General features: G+C 64.3%; 18 protein-coding genes. 11 read left to right on the top strand and 7 right to left on the bottom strand.

Annotation, left to right across the window (positions count from 1 at the left end; genetic code table 11):
- Positions 1-10 precede the first annotated feature (10 nt).
- Together BMI90_RS09250 and BMI90_RS09245 are read left to right on the top strand one after the other, a co-directional pair.
- Positions 11-1,288: a LysM peptidoglycan-binding domain-containing protein gene (locus BMI90_RS09250; protein ID WP_078528619.1), complete on the top strand. Its 1,278-nt coding sequence runs from the start codon at positions 11-13 to the stop codon at positions 1,286-1,288.
- A gap of 138 nt (positions 1,289-1,426) precedes the next feature.
- Complete coding sequence (locus tag BMI90_RS09245) at positions 1,427-3,277, top strand: ABC transporter ATP-binding protein/permease (protein ID WP_078528616.1); 1,851 nt, start codon at positions 1,427-1,429, stop codon at positions 3,275-3,277.
- Positions 3,278-3,448: 171 nt separating this feature from the next.
- On the opposite strand, the gene BMI90_RS09240 is transcribed toward BMI90_RS09245, so the two are convergent.
- The gene (locus BMI90_RS09240) at positions 3,449-7,003 is read right to left on the bottom strand and encodes an efflux RND transporter permease subunit (RefSeq protein WP_078528613.1); all 3,555 of its coding nucleotides are present in this window, start codon (positions 7,001-7,003) and stop codon (positions 3,449-3,451) included.
- Complete coding sequence (locus BMI90_RS09235) at positions 7,000-8,145, bottom strand: efflux RND transporter periplasmic adaptor subunit (protein WP_078528610.1); 1,146 nt, start codon at positions 8,143-8,145, stop codon at positions 7,000-7,002. The genes BMI90_RS09240 and BMI90_RS09235 overlap by 4 nt, the downstream gene beginning before the upstream one ends.
- Positions 8,146-8,330: 185 nt before the next feature.
- On the opposite strand from BMI90_RS09235, the gene BMI90_RS09230 reads away from it, so the two are divergent.
- The 4 genes from BMI90_RS09230 to BMI90_RS09215 all read left to right on the top strand — a co-directional run bounded on the left by BMI90_RS09230 (position 8,331) and on the right by BMI90_RS09215 (position 13,044).
- Entirely contained in the window at positions 8,331-9,008 is a 678-nt protein-coding gene (locus BMI90_RS09230; RefSeq protein WP_078528607.1) for a hypothetical protein, read from the top strand.
- An 82-nt stretch (positions 9,009-9,090) separates the two neighbouring features.
- The gene (locus tag BMI90_RS09225) at positions 9,091-10,422 is read left to right on the top strand and encodes a PQQ-binding-like beta-propeller repeat protein (RefSeq protein ID WP_245794939.1); all 1,332 of its coding nucleotides are present in this window, start codon (positions 9,091-9,093) and stop codon (positions 10,420-10,422) included.
- Positions 10,423-10,471: 49 nt separating this feature from the next.
- Entirely contained in the window at positions 10,472-12,010 is a 1,539-nt protein-coding gene (gene der / locus BMI90_RS09220; protein WP_078528604.1) for a ribosome biogenesis GTPase Der, read from the top strand.
- A 185-nt stretch (positions 12,011-12,195) separates the two neighbouring features.
- On the top strand, positions 12,196-13,044 hold the full coding sequence (locus tag BMI90_RS09215; protein ID WP_078528601.1) for a hypothetical protein: 849 nt from the start codon (positions 12,196-12,198) through the stop codon (positions 13,042-13,044).
- A gap of 67 nt (positions 13,045-13,111) precedes the next feature.
- Here BMI90_RS09215 and BMI90_RS09210 read toward each other — a convergent pair whose 3' ends face one another.
- Positions 13,112-13,324, bottom strand: coding sequence for a hypothetical protein (locus BMI90_RS09210; RefSeq protein WP_078528598.1), 213 nt, complete (start codon positions 13,322-13,324; stop codon positions 13,112-13,114).
- Positions 13,325-13,406: 82 nt separating this feature from the next.
- Entirely contained in the window at positions 13,407-14,696 is a 1,290-nt protein-coding gene (gene serS, locus BMI90_RS09205; protein ID WP_078528596.1) for a serine--tRNA ligase, read from the bottom strand.
- 197 nt (positions 14,697-14,893) lie between these two features.
- On the opposite strand from serS, the gene BMI90_RS09200 reads away from it, so the two are divergent.
- The 3 genes from BMI90_RS09200 (at position 14,894) to BMI90_RS09190 (ending at position 20,231) form a co-directional block, all read left to right on the top strand.
- A complete protein-coding gene (locus BMI90_RS09200) occupies positions 14,894-15,880 on the top strand; it encodes an efflux RND transporter periplasmic adaptor subunit (protein WP_078528593.1) in 987 nt (328 codons plus the stop codon).
- A complete protein-coding gene (locus tag BMI90_RS09195; protein WP_078528590.1) occupies positions 15,870-19,127 on the top strand; it encodes an efflux RND transporter permease subunit in 3,258 nt (1,085 codons plus the stop codon). The genes BMI90_RS09200 and BMI90_RS09195 overlap by 11 nt, the downstream gene beginning before the upstream one ends.
- 174 nt (positions 19,128-19,301) lie before the next feature.
- A complete protein-coding gene (locus BMI90_RS09190) occupies positions 19,302-20,231 on the top strand; it encodes an HNH endonuclease (RefSeq protein ID WP_078528587.1) in 930 nt (309 codons plus the stop codon).
- A 6-nt stretch (positions 20,232-20,237) separates the two neighbouring features.
- Here BMI90_RS09190 and BMI90_RS09185 read toward each other — a convergent pair whose 3' ends face one another.
- The 3 genes from BMI90_RS09185 to BMI90_RS09175 form a co-directional block, all read right to left on the bottom strand.
- Positions 20,238-21,284 carry a YeeE/YedE family protein gene (locus BMI90_RS09185; RefSeq protein ID WP_078528584.1) on the bottom strand — a complete coding sequence of 349 codons (1,047 nt, stop codon included), beginning with the start codon at positions 21,282-21,284 and terminating at the stop codon, positions 20,238-20,240.
- A gap of 45 nt (positions 21,285-21,329) precedes the next feature.
- Positions 21,330-21,635 carry a metalloregulator ArsR/SmtB family transcription factor gene (locus BMI90_RS09180; RefSeq protein ID WP_038072691.1) on the bottom strand — a complete coding sequence of 102 codons (306 nt, stop codon included), beginning with the start codon at positions 21,633-21,635 and terminating at the stop codon, positions 21,330-21,332.
- A gap of 196 nt (positions 21,636-21,831) precedes the next feature.
- Positions 21,832-22,299 (bottom strand): hypothetical protein, encoded by a 468-nt coding sequence (locus tag BMI90_RS09175; protein ID WP_210401934.1) that lies wholly within the window; start codon positions 22,297-22,299, stop codon positions 21,832-21,834.
- A 98-nt stretch (positions 22,300-22,397) separates the two neighbouring features.
- Here BMI90_RS09175 and BMI90_RS09170 point away from each other — a divergent pair, with 98 nt between their 5' ends.
- Both BMI90_RS09170 and BMI90_RS09165 read left to right on the top strand, forming a co-directional pair.
- Positions 22,398-23,135: a cytochrome c biogenesis protein CcdA gene (locus tag BMI90_RS09170; protein ID WP_078528578.1), complete on the top strand. Its 738-nt coding sequence runs from the start codon at positions 22,398-22,400 to the stop codon at positions 23,133-23,135.
- A gap of 17 nt (positions 23,136-23,152) precedes the next feature.
- Complete coding sequence (locus BMI90_RS09165; RefSeq protein WP_078528575.1) at positions 23,153-23,707, top strand: thioredoxin family protein; 555 nt, start codon at positions 23,153-23,155, stop codon at positions 23,705-23,707.
- Positions 23,708-23,894 lie beyond the last annotated feature (187 nt).

Genomic DNA, 23,894 nt, shown 5'->3' with positions numbered 1-23,894 from the left:
AGGGGCGGGGATGACCGAACACGACAAGCAGGGCGCCGAGAGCGCCGGAGCGGGCGGTATGCTCAAAGGCGGGGCCGTGGCGGTCGTGCTGGTGGTGCTGGGGCTGGTGATCTGGGCGCTGTCGCGTCCGGGCGAGACGCCTGCACCGCAACCCGTTGAGAAGACAGCCGAAGCTCCGTCGGCCGAGACACCTGCCGAGGCGAATGAGGCGGCGGTTGCTTCCGCGCCGAGCCCGAGCGCAGAAGACGAGGCGCCCGTGGCCGGTCAGAGCGCCGAGGCCGCGCCAGAGGCTGCCGCTAATGCTGCGCCGGAAGCTGCGGAAAACGAGACGCTCACCGCACCGGCGCCCGATGCGCAGGCCGCCCCGGGCGATTTCGCTCAGGTCCAGTTCGACGCGCTGCGGGCGGCCCCTGACGGATCGGTCACGCTGGCCGGGCGCACCGATCCCGGTGCAAAGGTCGATATCCTCGTCGACGGGCAATCGGTCTCGCAGGTGCAGGCCGATGGCGCGGGCAATTTCGTGGCGCTCTTCGATCTGCCTCCGGTGGCCGATCCGCGCGCGCTGTCGCTCAAGGTGACCGGGGCGGATGGTCAGAGCCGCGAGAGCGCCGAAACGCTGGTGCTGCGTGGTCAGCCCGAACCGGTCGCTGTGGCCGAGGGCGCGGCCGAGGTGTCCGCGACCGAGGCGACCGCGCAACCCGCCGCCCCGCCCGCCGCCGCGATCGTGGCCGATGCGGATGGCGCGCGTGTGCTTGCGCCTGCCAGCACGTCGCTGGTGATCGACACGATCTCCTTCGGTGCAGGGAAGAGCGCGCGCAGCGAAGGGCGCGGCGCGCCCGAGGGTACGGATCTGGCCGCCTATCTCGACGACACGCTGGTCGCCGAGGCGAAACCGGCCTCGGATGGGCGCTGGGCGCTCGATCTGCCGAGGCTCGGGATGGGCAAGCACAAGCTGCGTATCGATGCGCGCGACGGCACGGGCAAGGTGATCGCGCGGGCTGAAACCGAGTTCGACCAGCCAGACCAGATCGTCGTCGCAAGCGCCGCCAGCCCCGCCGGGGCCGAGACGCAGCCGGTCTCGGATCAGGGCGGCACGGTGAAGGTGGTGCAGATCGTCGAGGGCAACACGCTCTGGGCGATCGCGCGCGAGGTCTATGGCGATGGCTTCCTCTATGTGCGGGTCTTCGACGCCAATCGCGACCAGATCCGCAACCCCGACCTGATCTATCCGGGGCAGGTCTTCACCATTCCGTCCCCCGACAGCGCCTCGGGAGCGGCTGCGCAGTAACGCACAAGGCTCTCGCGAGGCTGGACTTCGCCCCGCCAGCCGCTAGGTTGCGCGCAGGTTTCCGACGTGGAGGGGCGCTGCCCCGCTTCCTCCGGAAGCCCCCGAGATATTTTCGTCAAGAAGAAGGGGAGGGGCGCGATGCCTCCGTCACAGATCACGACCGCGGGCAAGATGAATGCCGATGAGCGCGCCCGCGGCTGGCGCACGATCCGCGCGGTGCTGCCCTATCTGTGGTCGCATGAAGCGCCTTGGGTGAAGCGGCGCGTCATCCTCGCGATGGTGATGCTGGTGATCGCCAAGATCATCTCGGTCTCGACGCCCTTCGTTTATCGCGCGGCGGTCAATACGCTTTCGGGCGATGCAGGCGCGAACCCGGCATGGGCGCTGGGCCTGGGCGCGGTGGGGATCACCGTGGCCTATGGCATGGCGCGGCTGATGACGGTGGCCTTCGGCGAGCTGCGCGATGCGATCTTCGTGAAGGTCGCGCAGCGCGCGCTGCGCCATCTCGCGCTGCAGACCTTCACCCATATGCACCAGCTGTCCCTGCGCTATCACATCACGCGCAAGACCGGCGGCCTCAGCCGGATCATCGAGCGTGGGGTGAAAGGCGTCGAGTTCCTGCTGCGCTTCATGCTGTTCTCGGTCGGGCCGCTGATCCTCGAGCTGACGCTGGTGGCGATCATCTTCGCGGTGGTCTTCGACTGGCGCTACGCGGCGGTCGTGATCGTGACCATCGCCGCCTATATCAAGTTCACATTCAAGGTCACCGAATGGCGGGTGTCGATCCGGCGCGAGATGAACAAGGCCGATACGGCGGCCAACCAGAAGGCGATCGACAGTCTTCTGAACTTCGAGACGGTGAAATATTTCGGCGCCGCCAAGCGCGAGGCCGAGCGCTACGACGAGTCGATGAAGGGGTACGAAGCGATGGCGGTGAAAACCGGCCAGTCGCTGGCGGCGCTCAATGCCGGACAGACGCTGATCATCTCGATCGGGCTGGTGGCGGTCATGGTGATGGCGGCGATGGAGGTGCAGGCGGGCACGCTGACGGTCGGCGATTTCGTCATGGTGCAGGCCTACATGATCCAGATCACCATGCCGCTGGGTTTCCTCGGCACGGTCTATCGCGAGATCCGGCAGGCGCTGGTCGATATGGGCGAAATGTTCGATTTGTTGCAGCAACCGGCAGAAATTCAGGATAAATCCGGCGCGGATGTTCTGAAAGTGAAAGGCGGCGAGATCCGTTTCGATCAGGTCGAGTTCCATTACGACCCGGCGCGGCCGATCCTGAAGGGGATTTCCTTCGACGTGCCCGCCGGTCAGACGGTGGCTCTGGTCGGGCCGTCGGGCTCGGGCAAGTCGACGATCGGGCGGCTGTTGTTCCGTTTCTATGACGTGACGGGCGGCGGCATCACGATCGACGGGCAGGATCTGCGCGACATCACGCAGGAGAGTCTGCACCAGTCGATCGGCGTGGTGCCGCAAGATACCGTGCTCTTCAACGATACGATCCGTTACAACATCGCCTATGGGCGCGCCGACGCGAGCGAGGCCGAGATCGTCGCCGCCGCGAAGGCGGCGAAGATCCATGACTTCGTGATGAGCCTGCCTGAGGGCTATGACACGGCCGTGGGCGAGCGGGGGCTGAAGCTCTCGGGCGGCGAGAAGCAGCGGGTGGGGATCGCGCGCACGATCCTGAAGAACCCGCCGATCCTGCTGCTGGACGAGGCGACCTCGGCGCTCGACACGCAGACCGAGCGCGATATCCAGACCAGCCTCAAGGCGATGGGCGAGGGGCGCACGGTGATCACCATCGCGCACCGGCTCTCGACGATTGCCGATGCCGATCAGATCATCGTTCTCGAGAAGGGCGAGATCGTGGAGCGCGGGCGCCACGAGGAGCTGCTGGCGCAACGCGGGCGTTACGCCGCGATGTGGGCGCGCCAGTCGGCCGAAGAGGAAGATGCGGCGGAGCAGGGCGTGGCGTGAACGATCAGGGACGCGCCCGAGCCTTGGGCGGGGGCTTTGTCCCGCTTGTGGTTTGGCGGTTTATCTGGAAAGTACCGAACGGCGTTTGAACCCGCGAGACACCGCCAATGCGGCCTTCCGGGGGAAGAAACGGCGCGGCCCAGGCTGGGCGCCCGGGCTTTGGTGTCTGCCTCACTCCGCCGCGTCGGCATTCGGCACCAGATGCGGCTTCACGCCGCCCTCGGCTTCACCATCGTCCCAGATGATCTCGCGGCCGCGCATCTTGCGCATCGCGCGCTCCAGCGCGAGGTCGCGCGCGGCGCAGCTGTCGGTGCCCTGCATCAACGCAGAAAGCGCCTTCGTGCCGCGATAGGCGCCGGTGTTGAACCAGACCCGGATCGACAACAGCGCGGGCGTCAGCACCAGCGTCAGCACCGTCGCCGTGCCAAGCCCGAAGACCACCGCCGTCGCGAGCTGCTTCCACCACAGCGCGGTCGGGCTGTCGATCGAATAGCCGCCATTCAGGAAATCAAGCGAGAGGCCGAACATCATCGGCGTCAGCCCCGCCATCGTGGTGATCGTGGTCAGCAGGACGGGCCGCAGCCGCGCTTCGGCGGTGCGGATGATCGCTTCGAGCTGCGGCATGTAGCGGGAGAATTCCTGATAGGTGTCGATCAGGATGATGTTGTTGTTCACCACGATCCCGGCGAGCGCCACGATCCCCACGCCGGTCATGATGATCGAGAATTGCTGACCCATCACCAGCATCCCGATCAGCACCCCTGCGGTCGACAGGATCACCGCGAGCAGCACCAGGACCGAGTTGTAAAAGCTGTTGAACTGCGCGAGCAGGATCACGAACATCAGAGCGAGCGCACCCGCGAAGGCCTTCATCAGGAAGTCCTGGCTCTCGGTCTGCTCGACCAGATCGCCGGACCATTCATAGGTGACGCCCTGCGGAAGCACGGCCTCGGTTTCGAGCCACTCGCCAAGCGCCGCGATGCGCTCGTTGCCGTTGATCGGTTCGCCAGCTTCGTTTGTCAGCCCGTCCAGCACATCCGCCTTGATGTCGTAATATCGGGTCTGGTCGATCCGGTCGATCTGGCCGAGCTTCGGCGCAGGCGTGCGCGTGATGAAATTCGCCAGCGGCACGAGCCCTTCGGTGGTGCGCAGCTTCAGCGTGTCGAGGGTGGAGAGGACGCGATCCTTTTCGGGCAGGCGCACGCGGATCTCGATTTCCTCGTCGGATGAAGGCACGCGCATCGTGTCGAGCAGGATGCCGCGCGTGACCAGCTGCACCATGCCGCCCACCGTCGCCACATCCGCACCGAAGCGGCCCGCGCGGGTGACGTCCACGTCGATGACCCAGTCGATGCCGGGCAGGGGGCGGGTGTCCTCGATCGCGGTCACGCCTGTCATGTCGGCCATGTGGGCCTCGACATAGCGTACGGCCTCGTCGAGTCTGGCGAAATCGTTGCCCTTCAGGCGCAGCTGGATCGGCTTGCCCGAGGACGGCCCGCGATCCTGCGCGAGATATTCGGATTTGATGCCGGGGATCGTGGCGATCTTCGCCATGATCTTCTCCATCACCACGTCGCCATCCAGTTCGGGATCATCCTTGCGCTCGGCCCAGGGGATCATCTCGACCTGGATCTGGCCGATCGTGTCGCGCGGTGCGCTGGCCCCGCCATTGTTCTGGTTCAGCCCGCCTTCGCCCGCGAAGGAGAAGACCGCACCCACGCCGGGCTCGCCAAGGGCCATCCTTTCGGCCTCGCGCAGCAGCGCGTCCTTTTCCGAAAGGGAAAGGTTTCCGCGAGCGCGGATATAGACGATGGCCTGTTCGACCTCGCTATCGGTGAAGAACTGGGTGCCGTTATTGTTGCGCCCGTAATATCCGAAGGTGAAGATCACCGCGCCCACGATCACCGCCACCGTGATCAGCGGCATGACCGGATTGCCTGCAATCAGCGAAATGAAATGGCCGAAGGGACGGCGGCGATAGCCAGCTTCGATGGGTTTCGGCGCGCGCTGCGGCTTGGCGGCGGTGAAGGTGATGGAGCTCGCCATCGTCGCGAGCACGAACAGCGCCACGCCCGGCAGTGAGCGCGCGAGATCGCCCGAGGCGCTATGCGTGCCCGAGAAGAAATCGGGGTTGAGCGTCAGGATCGCGCCAAGGAAGACGAGCGCCGCCGAGGCGACCGCCAGTGCGAGGCGCAGCGCATAGGGCCAGCCCTTGATGACGCGCGCGCCCATATCGAGGCGGCGGCTCATCCGGCCCGCGACGCCGCCCACGACGGGCAGATAGACCAGCGCCACGACCAGCGAAGCCGAAAGCACGAAGATGATCGTGACCGGCAGCATCCCCATGAACTCGCCCGGAACTCCGGGCCAGAACAGCATCGGCAGGAAGGCGCAGAGCGTGGTCGCTGTGGACGACACGACCGGCCAGAACATGCGCTTGGCGGCTTCCGTGTAGGCGGCCATCGGGCCGGAGCCCTCCGAGATCCGCTTGTCGGCATATTCCACCACGACAATCGCGCCATCGACCAGCATGCCCACCGCGAGGATCAGCCCGAACATCACGATATTCGAGATCGGCACGCCCATCATGCCGAGAAGCAGGAAGGTCAGAAGGAACGAGGTCGGGATCGCGAAGCCGACCAGCAGCGCCGAACGCGTGCCGAGCGTCGCCAGCACCACGATCATCACCAGTGCGATCGCGGTCAGCACCGAGCCTTCGAGCTGGCTGACCATCGCGCCCACCGTCTTCGACTGGTCGAGCGAGATCCCCACGTCGACGGCGCGTTGCAGGGGTTCGGGCCAGCGGCTCTCGGCCTCGGCCACGGTCTTGCGCAGCAGGTCCACCGTGTCGATGATGTTGTAGCCCTTGCGCTTGACGATCTGCAGCGCAACGGTCGGCTCTCCGTTGAAGCGCGCGGTGCCGGTGCGGTCCTCGAAGGTCAGGCGGATATCGGCCAGATCGCCCAAGGTCACGACGCTCTCGCCGTTCTTCTTCACGGGAAGGGCGTAGACATCCTGCGCGGACTCGAAGGTCGCGGGGATCTTCACGGAAAACGCGCCGCCCTCCGTTTCGACCTCGCCCGCCGCGATCAGCTGGTTGTTGGCCTGCACCACGTTGATCAGCTCGGGCGCCGTGACGTTATAGGCCTCGAGCTTTAGCGGATCGATCACCACTTCGAGCATCTCGTCGCGCTGGCCCGCGATCTGCGCTTCCAGCACCGGCTCCAGCCCCTCGACCTCGTCCTGAAGCTCGCGGGCGAGTTGTTGCAAGGTGCGTTCGGGCGCGTTGCCCGAGAGCGTCACGACAACGATCGGAAATTCCGAGAAGTTGATCTCGTTGATTGAGTATTTCTCGAACCCGTCGGGGAATTTCCCCTCGGCGGTGTTCATCGCGTCGCGCACATCGGCGATGATCTTCGTCTTGTCCCAGCCGAAATCGAACTCGAGCATCACGCCCGCATAATTCTCCTTCGCGATGCCGGTCATCTTGTCGAGACCGTCGAGACCGGCCAGTTCGGTCTCCATCGGCTTGACAAGAAGCTTCTCGGAATCGACGGCCGAGATGCCGGGGAAGGGAACCGAGATGAAGAGCATCGGGATCTCGATATCGGGCTCACCCTCCTTGGGCAGGCCGATATAGGCGGTCAGACCCGCGGCGATGGAGATCACCACGAAGGCGATCACCATCCGCGCGCGGGCCGCGGCCCAATCGACGATACCGGTCATTGCGCGGCCTCCGGCGCGGGCGTGCCGGGGGCGGGGGTGTCGGTCGCGACATCGCCGGGTGCATGATCGACCAGCGTGACGGCGACGGGCGAGCCCTCGGTGACGTAATCCTGACCGACCACGATCACGGTGGCCTCTTCGGGAAGACCAGCGAGCCAGACCCCTGCGGGCGTGTCGCGCAGGAAGGTGACGGGGGCGAAATGGGCCTTTCCATCCACCGCCAGACGCACGCCCAGCTTGCCGTCATCGTTGAGCGTCATCGCCGAAGCCGGCAGGAAATGCGCCTTGGTGCCATCGGCGGCGATGATCATTTCGACGGTCTGGCCCTCGCGGATCGCGCCATCGGTATTCGCGACCTCGGCTTCGACGCGGAAGGTGCGGGTGGCGGCATCGGCCGATTGCGACACGAAGGTCACGCGGCCAAGCACCTCACGGCCCGTGGCAAGGCGCGCACCGACGCGTGCGCCCTCGTGGACGCGGTCGATCTCGGTCTCGGGCACGAAACCCACGAGCTTGATCGGATCGAGCTGGATCACGGTCGCGCAAAGACCGCCCGCAGAGAGAAGCGCGCCCAGCTCGGCCGTGTCTTCTTCGATCCGGCCCGCGAAAGGCGCGGTGATGTCGAGCCGCGCGAGTTCCGTTTGCGCGGCCTCGACGGCGGCGGTCGCGGCCTCCAGCGCCGATTGCGCCGAGGCGGCGGCCGTGTCCGAGCGATACCCGCCCGCCTGCAGCTTCTGCGCCGCCGTGGCGTTCAGCCTTGCCTCGTCGAGCCGCGCCTGCGCCTCGGCCAGAGCTGCGGGCCGGGTGCCGGGATCGAGCTTGCAGAGCAGCTGTCCCTGTTCAACCTGAGCGCCCTTGTCGAGCGGTTCGGAAATCACCTTCCCCGTCGTCTCGGCACGCACTTCGACGCGGCGCGCAGCCTCCGTCTGGCCACGCGTCAGAACGCCCTGATCGACGGGCTGCGCTTTCGACGCGATAGCCTGAACCGGGACCGAAGGCTCCGCCTCGACCTGCGCGGCTTGGTCTTCCTGAGCGGGACTCGCCGCATCGCCCAGGAAGCCCATGACCCGATCACGCTCGAAGACCAGAAGGTAGAGCGCCACTAGGACAAGGATCGCGTTGAGGATCGGGATCGGGCGCATCGGGTGGGCTCCTGTGCCTTGGCTTCGGTTTCCCCGACTACGCACGGGTGAACCATCGAGTTCACATTAATGAGAGCGGGGCATGATCTCAAGCGCGAAGCCTCGCGCGTTCGCGTCCCGCGCGGGCCTTGGCAGCGCCGGGGGAGGCGTGTAAGAGGGGCCGACAGCAGCGAGGAGAGGCACGCGTGAGCGAGACCGACAGTTTCATCGAGGAAGTCACCGAGGCCGTCCGGCAGGACAAGCTCTTTGCCGCCTTCAAGAAATGGGGATGGATCGGTGGCGTGGTGATCCTCGCGATCGTCGGCGGCACGGGCTGGAACGCCTGGCAGAAGGAAAAGGCCCAGACCGAGGCGCGCGCCTTCGGCGACAAGCTGATGGCCGCGGTGGCGGACAAGGATCCGGGCACGGCGCTGGCGAAGATCGACGCCGAGGGCGGTAGCCGTCAGGCGGTGCGCGACCTGATGCAGGGCGATGCGGCGCTCGAGGCGGGCAATCCCGAAGAGGCGGTGAAATTCTATGACGCGGTCGGCGCGCAGGCCGATGTGCCGCGCTCGCTGAGCGAACTGGCGCAGCTCAAGGCGGTGATCGCGGCGGGCCACACGATGGAACCCGCGAAACGCGATGCGGTTCTGGTCAAGCTGGCTACGCCCGGGGCACCTTATCGTCTGCTCGCGATGGAGCAGCAGGCGGCGGTGAAGCTTGCGGCGGGTGACAGCGACGGTGCGATCGAGATCGCCAAGCAGATTCTCGCGGATGCCGGGCTCACGCCGGGCTTGCAACAGCGCGCGACAGAGTTGATTGTGGCGCTGGGCGGCGAAGTGCCGACCGAGCCGGGGCAGGCCGCTCCGGCACCGCAAGAGTAAAGGGTTGAACCAAAGAGGTCTTTGCCGCGCGCTTGGGTGATGCGAGGGCGGGCAGCGGATCCGAAGGGCAGGGGGAACGGGCGTGAATCTGAGCAAACAGGCGATCTGCGTTCTGGGGCTGGCTGCGGTCATTTCGGGCTGCTCCAGGAAGGAAGTGATCCTGCCGGGCGAACGCATGTCGCCGCGCGACGCGATGCTGGCCGCCGAGGGCCTGCCGGTCGAGGCTGGCACGGATCAACAGCAGTCCCTGCCGATCAAACTGCCGGGCGTGGTGAACAATGCCGAATGGCCCCAACGCGGCGGTTCGGCGACCCACAGCCTGTTCAACGCGGCGATCGGTTCGGGCACCAATCTGGTCTGGTCGGCCGATATCGGGGCGGGCAATGCACGCCGCTACCGCATCACTGCTGATCCGATCGTGGCGGCGGGCAAGGTCTTCACCCTCGACAGCCAGGCCCGCGTGACGGCGACCGCAACCAATGGCGGGCGTGTGTGGCAGACCGACATCACGCCTCCGGGCGACCGCGAGGGCGATGCCTCGGGGGGCGGCGTCGCCTATGCCGCGGGCACGGTCTTCGTGACCTCCGATTTCGCAGAGCTCGTCGCGATCGACGCGGCCACCGGCGCGATCAAGTGGCGGCAATATTTCGACGCCGGGATCGGCGGCGCCCCGACCGTGCGTGACGGCGTGGTCTATGTGGTGGCGCGCGACAGCTCGGCCTGGGCGATCCGCGCCTCGGACGGCAAGGTGGTCTGGCAGATGCCGGGCACGCCGTCGAGCTCGGGCATGACGGGTGTCTCTGCCCCGGTCGTGACCGACCGCATGGTGGTCTTCCCCTTCCCCTCGGGCTTCCTTGCCGGGGCGCTGCGCAAATCGGGCATGTCGACCTGGCAGGCCAAGGTCGCTGGCGCTCGTCCGGGCGTGGCCTATGCTTCGGTCGTGGATCTGACCGGCGATCCGGTCGTGGTGGGCGATACGCTTTATGCCGGCTCCTCGGCGGGCAAGCTCGCCGCTTTCGATGTGGCCTCTGGCCAACGGCTCTGGACCGCGACCGAAGGGGCGAACAGCCCCGTGCAGGTTGTGGGCGGCTCGATCTTCCTGACCTCGGACAATGGCAAGCTGGTGCGCCTCGATGCGGCGTCCGGCGCGCAGATCTGGTCCAAGGACCTGCCTTATTACGAGAAGGAAAAGGTCAAGAAGCAGCGCACGATCACTGCCAATTACGGCCCGGTGCTCGCAGGCGGCAAGCTTTACGTGGCCTCTTCCGACGGGATGCTGAGGGTCTTCAGCCCGGTCGACGGCTCGCTCATCGGCGAGGCGAAGATCCCGGGCGGGGCCTCGACCGACCCGGTCGTGGCAGGCCGCACCCTTTACGTTGTGGGCGGCGACGGGAAACTGCACGCTTTTCAGTGAGGCTTTTAGGGTGTAAGGGGGCCGCTCGTATACGCCCAAGGAGGGCATCATGAGCTTTACCCTGGCCATCGTGGGCCGCCCGAATGTCGGCAAATCGACGCTGTTCAACCGGCTTGTCGGCAAGCGCCTTGCGCTTGTGGACAACATGCCCGGGGTCACGCGCGACCTGCGCGAGGGCGATGCGCGTCTGGGCGATCTGCGCTTTATCGTGATCGATTCCGCCGGTCTCGAACTGGCCGAGGATGACAGCCTCCAGGGCCGGATGCGCCGCCTGACCGAGCGCGCGGTGGAAGAGGCCGATATCTGCCTGTTCCTGATTGACGCGCGCGTGGGCGTGACGCCTGCCGACGAGATTTTCGCCGACATCCTGCGCAAGAAGAACGCCCATGTGATTCTCGCGGCCAACAAGGCCGAAGGGGCTGCGGGCGATGCCGGCGCGATGGAGGCGTGGAGCCTTGGTCTGGGTGAGCCGCTGCGGATCTCGGCCGAGCACGGTGAGGGGCTCGACGACCTGTATACCGCGCTGGTGCCGCTGGCCGACGAATTCGCCGAGCGCCACGCCGCGAATGCGCCCGAGACCGATGTGGTCATCGACGAGGAGATCGAGGAAGGCGACATTCCCGCCTACCAGCCGCCCTCGGCCGCAAAACCGCTGCAACTCGCGGTGATCGGCCGCCCGAACGCGGGCAAATCGACGCTGATCAACAAGATCCTCGGGGAGGATCGCCTGTTGACCGGACCCGAGGCCGGGATCACCCGCGATGCGATCTCGGTCACGACCGAGTTCATGGGCACGCCGATGCGGATCTGGGACACGGCGGGGATGCGCAAGAAGGCGCGCGTGACCGACAAGGTCGAGAAGCTCTCGGTGGCCGACGGCTTGCGCGCCGTGCGCTTCGCAGAGGTCGTGGTCGTGCTGCTCGACGTGAATATTCCCTTCGAAACCCAGGATCTGCGGATCGCGGATTTCGCCGAGACCGAAGGCCGCGCCGTGGTGGTCGCTGCGAACAAATGGGACCTCGAAGAGGACAAGCCCGAAAAGCTGAAAGAACTGCGCGAGGCGTTCGAGCGCCTTCTGCCGCAGCTCAAAGGCGCGCCGCTTGTGACCGTCTCGGCCAAGACCGGCAAGGGGCTCGACCGTCTGCACAATGCGATCCTGAACGCGCATGAGGTCTGGAACCGCCGCGTGCCGACCGCGAAGCTCAACAACTGGCTGCGCGCGATGACCGAGGCGCATCCGCCGCCCGCCCCGGGCGGTCGCCGCATCAAGCTGCGCTACATCACGCAGGCGAAGACCCGCCCGCCGGGGTTCGTGGTCAAGACGACCTATGCCGACAAGATCCCCGAGAGCTACGAGCGCTACCTGATCAACGGGCTGCGCGAGAGCTTCGACATGCCCGGCACGCCGATCCGCCTCTACATGCGCGATCAGGGCAAGGATAACCCCTACAAGGATCGCAAGAAGTCGATCCCGTCGCGGCTGAAGAAGCATGTCGATGCGAAGAAGCGCGCGGCCCACAAGGATGCCGCCAGGAAAGTGCGTGACGCGAAGAAGAAATCAGGCGGGCCCTCTTCGGGCGATAAATAATGTTCACGTTCTTGTTGCCAATTCGCTACGTCTTTGGCGTATAGCTTCCCCTACGACAGTTTCCCTTCGATATATGTCATAAAACATCTTAGGATCCACTTGTGTGGGTTCTAAAGGGTATGTTGATCGCCGTGACCTTGCCTCCCCTCCTGTGCGATCGCTGAAAAAACGGAATGAGGTTTGCTATGACCATGAAATTGCTGCTTTCTGCCGCGATCTCGTGCCTCGCGGTTGCACATGGTGCTGCGGCTGCAGATTGGGAAAGTTCGATTGAGGGCGGGGTCTTCTCGACTTCGCGCAGCAGCACGGACACCGATATCGACGGTTCGCCTTTCTACGGTGCTTACGTTGGCGGCTATGCCGCGACCGAAATTGGCGGTGGGTATCGTTTTGCCATTGATGGCCGTGTCGAGAAAAACGGCGATTCGGGTAACAACGACGTGTATTACACCGGCCCGACGACGACGGGCGCGTTCGGTGTCCATGTCGGCCGCGAGTTCTCGTTCGCCTACCTCGGCGCTTATGCTGGCGCAGGTCTGTTCACCGGTTACGACGACGCTTCCGATGCGGGCCGCACCGCGGTTGGCACGACTCTCGGTTTCGAAGTCGAAAAAGCTATCTGGCGGGGCAAGGCCTACGGTCAGATCGGTTATGTCTCGGCCAATGGCGCCTCCGATGACAACGAGTTCGAAGGCTACGACATCACGCTCGGTTACGCGGCTCAGGTTACCGATCGCTTCGGCATGAACCTCTTCCTCGAGCAAGCCTATTCGGGCAGCTGCTTCGAAGACTGCGGCGGCGACTGGGGTCGTTACCGTGCTGGGACGCTCGAGGTGAACTACTCGGTCAATGACAAGCTGGACGTCGTCGGTGCCGTGAGCCGTCGCCTCATCACCGCCAACTCCGAGGACAAAGCCGACGAGACGAATGTCTATCTCGGCGTTCGCATGGCGTTCGGTGCCAAGCCGACGAGCAACCTTCGCACCCCGATGGGTGGCTTCCAGGCAGCTGGCTGGATGGCTCCGCTCGATTGATCGGTGCCTGAAGCGATTGTGGAAAAGGGCCCTCTTGGGCCCTTTTCTTTTGTCTGGCCGATCAAGCTCAGATGAAGCCGAGCCGGTCCAGCGCGGCTTGGGCGCGGGCACGCTCATCTCCGTTGTCGGAGACCAGCCCAGCATTGATCTCGACGATCAGCTTCGAGAGGGTCTTTTCGCGTCGCATCTCGATAATGCGTCCCGGCACCTCTTCGGCGCCGAGTTCGAGAATGCGGTGCAGGGCGTGATCGCGCCTGTTTTCGACGGATGTTACGGTCATGTGCAGCCCCCCGGCGACTCACTCATTTGTGAGCAGCCTAGCCGTTTCCCGGGGGGATGTCTTGCGTCGCTGCGCCGCAGCGTCAGACGAGCTTGCCGTCCACCAGCCGCGTCTTGCCGCCCAGATAGGGATGCAGTGCCGCGGGAAGCGTGACCGAGCCGTCCTCTTCTTGCCCGTTCTCCAGCACCGCGATCAGGCAGCGCCCCACCGCGAGGCCCGAGCCGTTGAGCGTCGCGATGAACTCGGGCTTGCCGCCATCGGCGGGCTTGTAGCGCCCGTTCATCCGGCGCGCCTGGAAGGTGCCGCAGGTCGAGACCGAGGAAATCTCGCGATAGGTGTTCTGACCCGGCAGCCAGACTTCGAGATCATAGGTCTTCTGCGCACCGAAGCCCATATCGCCGGTGCACAGCACGATGCGGCGATAGGGCAGACCGAGCGCCTCCAGCACGGCCTCGGCGCAGCCGGTCATGCGCTCATGCTCGTCGATGGCGGTCTCCGGGGTGCAGAGCGTCACCATCTCGACCTTCTCGAACTGGTGCTGGCGCAGCATGCCCGAGGTGTCCTTGCCCGCAGATCCCGCTTCCGAGCGGAAGCAGTTCGTATGGGCGCACATGCGCTGGGGCAGGGTGCTTTCCTCCATCACCTCGCCGCTGGCGTAGTTGGTCAGCGTGACCTCGGCGGTCGGGATCAGCCACCAGCCATTGGTGGTCTGATAGCTGTCCTCGGCGAATTTCGGCAGCTGCCCGGTGCCGAGCATCGCCTCGTCGCGCACCAGAACGGGGGTGATGTTCTCGGACAGGTCATGCTTGTCGACATGCAGATCGAGCATGAATTGCGCAAGCGCCCGGTGAACGCGGGCCACGCCGCCCTTGAGCACGACAAAGCGCGAGCCCGAAAGCTTCGCGGCCGTTTCAAAATCCATGGCAGTGCCCACGGCGGGCAGTTCGTAATGCTCTTTCGGCGTGAAGGAGAAGTTGCGCGGGTTGCCCCAGCGCTTAATCTCGACATTTTGTTCTTCGTTCTCGCCTTCGGGCACATCGGCCAGCGGCAGGTTCGGAACGGTCATCAGTAGGTCGCGCAGCTTGGCGTCGAGCTCGCTCGCCTCGCTTTGCATCTGCGCCACCTCGGCCTTCTTCTCGGCTACCAGCGCGCGCAGGCGTTCGAACTCGGCTTCGTCGCCCTTGGCTTTTGCCGCGCCGACCTGCTTCGAAGCGCTGTTTTGTTCGGCTTTCGCGGTCTCGGCGGCGTGAATGGCCGTCCGGCGCGCCTCGTCGAGCGCGAGGATCTCGGGCGAAAGCGGCGAGAGCCCCCGGCGCGCCAGTTGGGCGTCGAATTCAGCGGGGTTTTCGCGGATTGCGCGGATATCGTGCATCTCACCTCTCCAAGACTGTTGCGGAAACGGCTTTAGCGCATGAAAGTGGGGCCGAAAACCCCCGGCGATGCGACCATGACACAGGTCAAGGCGACGAGGCTTGCGCAATGGTTGAATTTCGCTGTAAGGGCTCATATTCAATAATCGGAATATAACCGGGCGCGATGCTGCCGTGTCCGGAGGGAAGGGTATCCGAGATGACGTTGAAATTCCTGCCGCTGGCATTCGCCGCGCTGCTCCTGCCGGGGGTCGCGCTGGCTCAGGATGGCGCGATCAAGGTCGAACCGCAGATCGTGACGGACTGGAAATCGGTCTATGGTCAGGTCGAGGCGAAGAACACGATCGCCGCGCGGGCGCGGATCTCGGGGACGATCACCGAACTCGACGTCACCGAAGGCGATACGGTCACGGCCGGTCAGATGATCGGCAAGATCGTCGATCAGACCATCGAGTATCAGATTGGCGCGGTCGACGCGCAGATCGCAGCACTCGAGGCGCAACTCGCCAACGCCCAGACCGAACTCAAGCGCGGCGAAGAGCTCAAGGCGCGTGGGGTCTCGACCACGCAGAACGTCGACCAGCTTCAGACGCAGGTGAATGTCTACGAGGGCCAGATCGCGGCGCAGAAGGCGCAGCGCAAGGTCTATGAGCAGCAGCAGCAATTCGGCACCGTCATCGCGCCGATCGACGGCAAGGTGGTCTCGGTTCCGGTGACCAAGGACGCGGTGGTGATGGGCGGCGAGACGATCGCGACGATCGGCGGCGGCGGCTTTTTCCTGCGCCTCTCCGTTCCCGAGCGCCATGCCGACACGCTCAAGACGGGCGACACGATCATGATCACCGGCCCCGAAGGCCAGCAGATCGAGGGCAAGCTCGCCAAGATCTACCCGCAGATCGAGGGCGGCCGCGTGCAGGCCGATGTCGAGGTTCCCGATCTGGATTCGCGCTTTGTCGCCGCGCGCCTTCTGGTGAAGCTGCCGATGGGTGACCGTCAGGCGATCGTGATCCCGGCAAGCTATATCGCCACCCGCACCGGCCTTGATTTCGTGCGCGTGAAAGTGGGCGAGGAGAATGTCGAACGCACTGTCGTCCCCGGCGTGCGCGTGAACATGGATGGCCAGGAGATGGTCGAGATCCTCACGGGCCTCAACCCCGGCGATACGGTGGTGCCTCATGAGCAATAAGACCGAGACCGGGCCCGCAACGCCCGAAGAGGACGAGATCCACGGCAAGCTCGGGATCGCGGGCGGATTGACCAAGTCGTTCATCCGCTCTGCGCTGACGCCGCTGATGATCCTGGCCGCTGTCGCGGTGGGCCTTGTGGCGTTGATCTCTCTGCCGCGTGAGGAAGAGCCGCAGATCTCGGTGCCGATGGTGGATATTCATATCCAGGCGCCGGGACTGAAGGCGCAGGATGCGATGAAGCTCGTGACCGAGCCGATGGAAACCATCGTGCAGGGGATCAACGAGGTCGAGCATGTCTATTCGCGCACCCAGGATGATTATTCGCTGGTGATGGCGCGGTTCCAGGTCGGCACTTCTTCGGATGCCGCGATCCTGCGTGTTCACGAGAAGGTGCGCGCCAATATCGACCGTATTCCCAAGGACATCCCCGATCCGGTGATCGTCGGGCGCGGGATCGACGACGTGGCGATCGTGTCGCTGACCCTCACCGGCAGGGACGGGGCCGATATCGACAGCAACGAGCTGACCCGGATCGCGCGCGAACTCCAGACCGAGGTCACGAAGATCGAGAATGTCGGCCTGACCTATGTGGTGGGCGATGCCACGAGCGAGATCCGGATCGAGCCCGATCCCGACAAGCTCGCGCTTTACGGCGTGACCCTGCAACAGCTCTCGAACAAGGTCACACAGGCCAACCGCGCCTTCAACACCGGCACCATCCGGCATGAAGGCAAGCAGATCTCGCTTTCGGCGGGCGAGACACTGGTCGCGCCGGCGGAGATCGCGGGGCTGCTGCTGACCACGCGCGACAACCGCCCCGTCTACGTGGCCGATGTCGCCAAGGTCTCCTATGTGCCCGACGCCTCCGATCACATCGTCTCGAATGTGCAGCGCGCCGAAGACGGCACGCTCGAGCGCACCCCGGCGGTGACGCTCGCCATCGCCAAGCGCGCAGGTTCGAACGCGGTGGTCGTTGCCGAACAGATCATGCACCGGGTGCACGAGCTGCACGGCACGCTGATCCCCGAAGACGTCGAGGTAAAGGTCACCCGCGACTATGGCGAGACCGCGAACGAGAAGGCCAACGAGCTGCTGTTCCACCTCGGCCTCGCGACCGTGTCGATCATCGGTCTCGTGCTGGTGGCCATCGGTTGGCGCGAATCCATCGTGGTCGCGGTCGTGATCCCGGTGACGATCCTGCTGACGCTCTTTGCGGCCTATGTGATGGGTTACACGCTCAACCGGGTGTCGCTCTTCGCGCTGATCTTCGCGATCGGTATCCTCGTCGACGATGCGATCGTGGTGATCGAGAACATCGCGCGACATTGGGCGATGAAGACGCCCGGTTCGCGCATCACCAAGGCGATCGAGGCGGTGGCCGAGGTGGGCAACCCCACCATCGTCGCGACCCTGACCGTGGTCGCGGCGCTTCTGCCGATGCTCTTCGTGTCGGGGCTGATGGGCCCCTACATGTCGCCCATTCCCGCTGTCGCCTCGGCGGCGATGATCTTTTCCTTCTTCGTGGCTGTCATCATCACGCCCTGGCTGATGGTGAAAGTCGCGGGCAAGGCGGAGCTGCATGGCCATGGGGCGGATGACGACGCCTATGGCGGACACAATCACGGTGGCAAGCTTGGCGCGCTCTACTCGAAATTTGCGCGTCCGATCCTGAAGACCAAGGGCCGCGCGGGGCTGTTCCTGCTGATCGTGTCAGTGCTCTCCTTCGGCTCGCTGGGGCTGCTCTACACAAAACATGTCACGGTGAAGCTGCTGCCCTTCGACAACAAGTCGGAACTCTCGGTGGTGATCGACATGCCCGCCGGCACCTCGGTTGAAGAGACCGACTCGGTGGCGCAGCAGGTCGCGAGCATCGTGACGGAAATGCCCGAGGTGATCTCGGCGCAGACCCATGCGGGGACGGCCGCGCCGTTCAACTTCAACGGGCTCGTCCGGCACTACTACCTGCGCGCGCAGCCCAATCAGGGCGACGTTGAGATCCAGCTTCTGCTGAAAGGTGATCGCGACCGGACCAGCCACCAGATCGCGCTGGAAATCCGCGACAAGATCAAGGCGATCACGCTGCCCGAGGGCGCGAGCCTGAAGACGGTCGAGCCTCCGCCCGGCCCCCCGGTGATCGCGACGCTTCTGGCAGAGGTCTATGGCCCCACGCCGGAAGTGCGCCGTGCCGCGGCGCGACAGATCCAGAAGGCCTTTGATGAGGTGCCTTTCATCGTCGACGTGGATAACAGCTTCGGCATCCAGCCCGACAAGCTGCGCGTGACGGTGAATTCGGACGATCTCGAGTTCTACTCGGTGTCCGAGGGCGATGTCTGGGATACGCTGGCGATGCTCAACGGCTCGACCACGGTCGGCTATTCGCATCGCGGTCAGGAACGTCAGCCGATCCCGATCGTGATGGAGCGCTCTAAGTCCAACAAGGTGATGAACGAGAGCACCCTTTCGACCCCGATCCCGGCCAACGTTCTGCCCGGCGCACGCGGCGTGGTGGAACTGGGCGACGTGGTGGATGTGAAGACGGAGAAAGCCTCCTATCCGATCTTCCGCCATAACGGGCGCGAGGCGGAAATGGTCACGGCCGAGCTTGCAGGGAATTTCGAGGCACCGCTCTACGGGATGCTGGCGGTCGATGACATCATCAACAACATGCAATGGCCCGAGGGCGAGAAACCCGTGGTGTCTCTGCATGGTCAGCCGCAGGACGAAAGCCATGTGACGCTCCTGTGGGACGGCGAATGGGAAGTGACCTGGGTCACCTTCCGCGACATGGGAGCGGCCTTCGCGGTAGCGCTCCTGGGGATCTACATCCTCGTCGTCGCCCAGTTCGGATCGTTCCGCCTGCCGCTGGTGATCCTCACGCCGGTGCCGCTGACCTTCCTCGGGATCATGGTCGGTCACTGGATCTTCCACGCGCCCTTCTCGGCCACCTCGATGATCGGTTTCATCGCTCTGGCGGGGATCATCGTGCGCAACTCGATCCTGCTGGTGGATTTCATCCGGCACGGGGCGCATGAGGGCAAGGACAAGATCGAGGTGCTGATCGAGGCGGGCGCCATCCGCTTCAAGCCGATCCTGCTGACCGCGATCGCGGCGATGATCGGCGCGGTGGTGATCCTGGCCGACCCGATCTTCCAGGGGCTTGCGATCTCGCTGCTGTTCGGCCTGCTCAGCTCGACCCTGCTGACGGTGCTGGTGATCCCGGCGATCTACCGGATCTTCAAGACCTGAACGGTGTGAAAAACTGACCTGATGACCGCCCGCGCGACGACCCCGTGCGGGCGGTTTCTCTTTACCCTCCGACGAGTGGCCTAGATTGCGCACGCCTGTGCAAATGCGAAAAGCAATCGCCGACATTCCAAACAAATTCATTGCATTTGGCGTGAGACGCGATTTCCTGGCGTCATGGTGAAGCTCGTTCTCTTGCACAAGGCGGACTCGATCTACGAGGACGAGCCGGATGTCGTCTATGACTTCCCGCGAACCTATCTGCGTGCGATGCAGGAGGCTGTCGGAGACTGGATCGTCTATTACGAGCCTGTCAAAGCCGGGCCACGGGGCTATTTCGCCGTCGCAAAGATTGACAGCGTCATTCCCAAACCGGGCGCCGAGGGGAGGTTCCTCGCGCTCATCACTCCGGGCACTTATCTTCCCTTCGACAGCGAGGTGCCGCGCATGAGAGGCGGGCGCCCGCTTGAACGGGCTTTATGTGAAAGCGATGGCAGCGCGAAGAGGGGGGGTGCCGTGCAGTTGGCGGTTCGGCGCCTCCCGGAGGACGAGTTTGCGCGGATTGTCGATCTCGGTCTGCCACAGGATCTCGAGCGGCTGGAGGCGATGCGCTACGAGGCGGAAAATTCCGGACTGGCCGAAGAGCCGATGACCTTTGAACGTCCGGTGCTGGAAAGGCTCACGCGGAGGCCCTATCGGGACGTCGCCTTTCGACGGAAGGTTCGCGAAGCGTATGATTACCGCTGTGCCATTTCCGGTTTGCGCCTGCGCAATGGCGGTGGGCGGCCCGAGGTGCAAGCCGCGCATATCAGGCCGGTCGATCAAAAAGGCAGTGACTCGGTTCGAAACGGACTCGCATTGTCGGGCACACTGCACTGGATGTTCGACCGCGGTCTCATTTCCATCGCGGCAGATTGCGAGACCATTCTCGTGTCGCGCAACAAGGTGCCTGCCGATGTCGTTGACAGGCTCATTCGTCCAGATGGAAAGCTATTGCACCCGACAGACCCTCGGAACCGCCCGCATCCGGAAAACCTGCGTTGGCACCGGGAGAACCGGTTCGGGCAGGTGATGGAGGGCGAGCCGACCCTGTGGGACCGGCTTTGAGGGGACTTATTCCGGCTGGAAGCCGTGGATCAGCTGGCGCAGACCGATCAGCCCGCCCACCACGATGGAGGCAAGCGTGACGGGGGCCGAGAAGGCCAGCACCGACATCGCGCTCACCCCTTGTCCGATCGAGCAGCCGAGCGCGATCGTCCCACCGATGCCCATCAGGGCCGCACCACCCACCTGGCGGCCAAGCTCACGCGGGTCTTCGCAGGCTTCCCATTTGAACAGCCCACGAATGAGCGAGCCGAGAAACGCCCCGCCCAGAACACCGGCCACAAGCCCGACCGAGAAAGTGATCCCACCCGCGGTCGAGGTCATGAAATAGAGGATCGTGCGGCCCAGAGGCGCGGTGAAGGAGGGGGCTTCGACCCCGACCTCTCCCATGCTTTCGGCATAGATCAGCGAAGTGCCGACGAAGCTCCAGACAATCGCGAGACCGGCCGCGACGCCCCAGGCGACGCGGCGTTTGTCGGCGCGCAGCGGTTTGTAGCTCAGCCCCCAGGCGAGGAAACCCGCCGCGATGGGCAGGGCGAAGACCAGAGGCGGCAGCCCGGTGCGCGCCGAAAGCCAATGCGCGATGCCTTGCGGCGTATCGGCCAGTTGCTGATCGAAGATCAGGGTGCGCAGGTGGGCAAGCGGACCCGAGAGGGTGACGAAGGCGAAGATCCCCATGACTACGACCACCACGAGCGCGCGCAGATCGCCGCCGCCGAAGCGCACCAGCGCCCCAAAGCCGCAATTGCCGGCCAAAGCCATGCCGTAGCCGAAGATCAGGCCGCCTGCGATCGAGGCGAGCGGCGACCATTTGATCGTGTGATAGAAGCTCTTGGTGATCTCGGCATAGCCCAGGGCCTCGGCGACGAAGGAACCGGTGATCGCCACGGCGAGAACCACGCCCCAAAGCCGCAGACGGCGCTGGTCCTGGCCATAGGCTGCGCTTTCCAACGCGCCGAGCGTGCAGAAATCGCCCAATCGCGCGGCGAGGCCCAGAATGGCTCCGCCGATCAGGCCGACCAGAGCCGCCCAGGCACCCATCGGAATTTGTTCCATCGCCGACCTCCATTCCGGGTGGCGCGGCCACCCGGTCGCCTCGCCTCAGCGTCGTTCGCTGTTGCAGAACATGTCATAGATCACTTCGACGAGGCGGCGCGCACGCGGGTCCGAGAGGGTGTAGTAGATCGCCTTGCCATCGCGCCGGGCACTGACCAGCCCTTCGAGGCGAAGCCGGGCGAGCTGCTGACTCACCGCCGCCTGACGCGATTCGAGGAGATTTTCCAGCTCGGTGACCGATTTCTCGCCCGAACTGAGATGACACAGGATCATGAGCCGCCCTTCATGGGCGAGCGCCTTCATCAGATTGGAGGCATCCTGCGCACGGCCCAGCAATTCCTCGGCATCCATACGGGCGCATTTCCCACTGCTCGCCGAAGCGGAGGGAGTGTTTGTTTGCCCATCTGGTGCCATTTGCCGCACCTTTTCATCCTTCCCTGTCGCCGCGAACCGTGCCGCAGCCGAACTGATCGAATGACTCAGGCTTTAGCACGGCGATTCGGCGGAACAAAGTCTCGAGCCTAAAAAATCGTCATGCGACCTTCGTCTAACCGTTAGGGTCGGGCATTTCGGCGCCTGCGTCACGCAGCGCCTGTCCCAAAAGCCCCCAGAAGAAGTCCTCGCTCGCATAACCCTCGATCCGGTTGATCTCGACCCCGTCGCGCAACAGGATGAAGGTAGGCGTGAAAAGCGGTTTACCCTTTGTGATCGTGATGTCTTCGGGGAAGGGCTTGTGCAGGTCGACCCGTTCGAGCGGGGCAATCTGACCCTCGGGCGTCTTGGGGTAGATCGGGCCAAGATCGTGTTCCCACATCCGGCAGTAGACGCATCCGACCTGTTCGACCATCAGCAGCCTGAATTCGCTCTCGACCTGGGCGCCGGGCTGAACTTCGGTGCGCGTCGCCGAGGGGGGCGGAGTCGTCTCCCCTTCGGCACTTGCGTCGCGGACCATCCCGCTCAAGCCGATCGCCATCGCCGCGGCGGCGAAAATCGTATGCGATACAATGCGAGACATTGACGCACCTCCCTTTACATATAAAGATCGTAATGTGTTTGACCGGGGCGTTCAAGAATACGGTTGGGAGGCCGGGCCCTGTCGCTGTGGGAGGTTCCATGCCGATCGATATTACCTATGGCGGTGCATTTTTCGCCGGCCTGTTGTCCTTTCTGACGCCCTGCATTCTGCCGATGGTGCCTTTCTATCTGTCCTACATGGCCGGTCTTTCAATGTCCGAGCTGCGCGGCGACGGCAAGATCGCGCCGGGGGCTCAGGCCCGCATGGTGGCGTCCTCGGTGGCATTCGCGCTCGGTGTGACGACGATCTTCGTGCTGATGGGGATGGGGGCGACCGCGCTCGGCGCGGCCTTCCGTGAGTGGATGGGGCCGCTGAGCTGGGTCGCCGCAGCGATCCTGCTCGTCTTCGGTCTGCATTTCCTCGGTATCATCCGCATTCCGTTCCTCTATCGCGAGGCGCGCATGGAATCGAAGGCGGACCCGACGACCTTCCTTGGTGCCTATGTCATGGGGCTCGCTTTCGGCTTTGGCTGGACGCCCTGTGTCGGGCCTGCGCTCGCCGCGATCCTGATGGTCGCCTCGGGCATGGGCGATATCTCGAAAGGGGGGCTTCTGCTCTTTTCTTACGGGATCGGGATGACGCTGCCCTTCATCATCGCGGCCTTCTTCACGCGCCCCTTCCTCGCCTTCATGGCCAAGCATCGCGCGAAACTCGGCTATGTCGAAAAGGCGATGGGGGTTATGCTGATCGTCTTCGCGGTGCTCATCGTCACCGGTGGTCTGCGCTATATCGGCGAGTTTCTGATCAATGTGATGCCCAGCGGGAGTCTGGGCTGAAGCAAGGGAGTAAGATCATGCGTCATTTTCTGACCGCGGCCTTCGCCGCTGCGATGCTGGCCCTTCCGGTCCATGCCGCCGAGATCGGCGACGACGGGCTGCACAAGGAGCCCTGGTTCCAGGAAACCTTCAAGGATATGTCCGACGATCTCTCCAGCGCCAATGACGCGGGCAAGCGCTTCCTCGTGATCTGGGAGCAGCGTGGCTGCATCTACTGCAAGAAGATGCACGAAGAGGTCTTCTCCGATCCCGAGATCGCGAAATACATCGTCGACAACTATTTCGTTGTGCAGATGAACCTCTTCGGCGATGTCGAGGTGACCGATTTCGACGGTGAGACGCTGCCCGAAAAGGACATGGCGATGAAATGGGGGGTGATGTTCACACCCACCATGATGTTCTTCCCCGAGGAGGTCAGCGAAGACCCCGCCAACAAGCAGGCTGTGGCGCAGATGCCGGGCGCTTTCGGCAAGGGCACGACGATGGCGCTGCTCGAATGGGTCAAGAATCACGGCTACGAGAGTGGACAGAACTTCCAGAAATACGTGGCCGAGAAAGTCATGGCGAAGTGACCGCCGACTTGCTCACTCTGACGAGACTGTGATCGGGCCTTCGCTGGCGCAGAATTTGCGCTGCGCTCGCGAATGCGCCTGATTTTTCGTGGAAAATTCGGGGTATACCTTTGTATGCGTCGATATTTCCGTGCGAACATATTGGAAAATATGCGGTTTTTTGAATTTATGCATTGCGCCACTGTGA

This window comes from Thioclava sp. L04-15, from assembly GCF_002020275.1.
GTDB lineage: Bacteria > Pseudomonadota > Alphaproteobacteria > Rhodobacterales > Rhodobacteraceae > Thioclava > Thioclava marina.
Note: the sequence above shows the minus strand (reverse complement) of the source record. Positions and strands in the feature narration are given on the sequence as shown.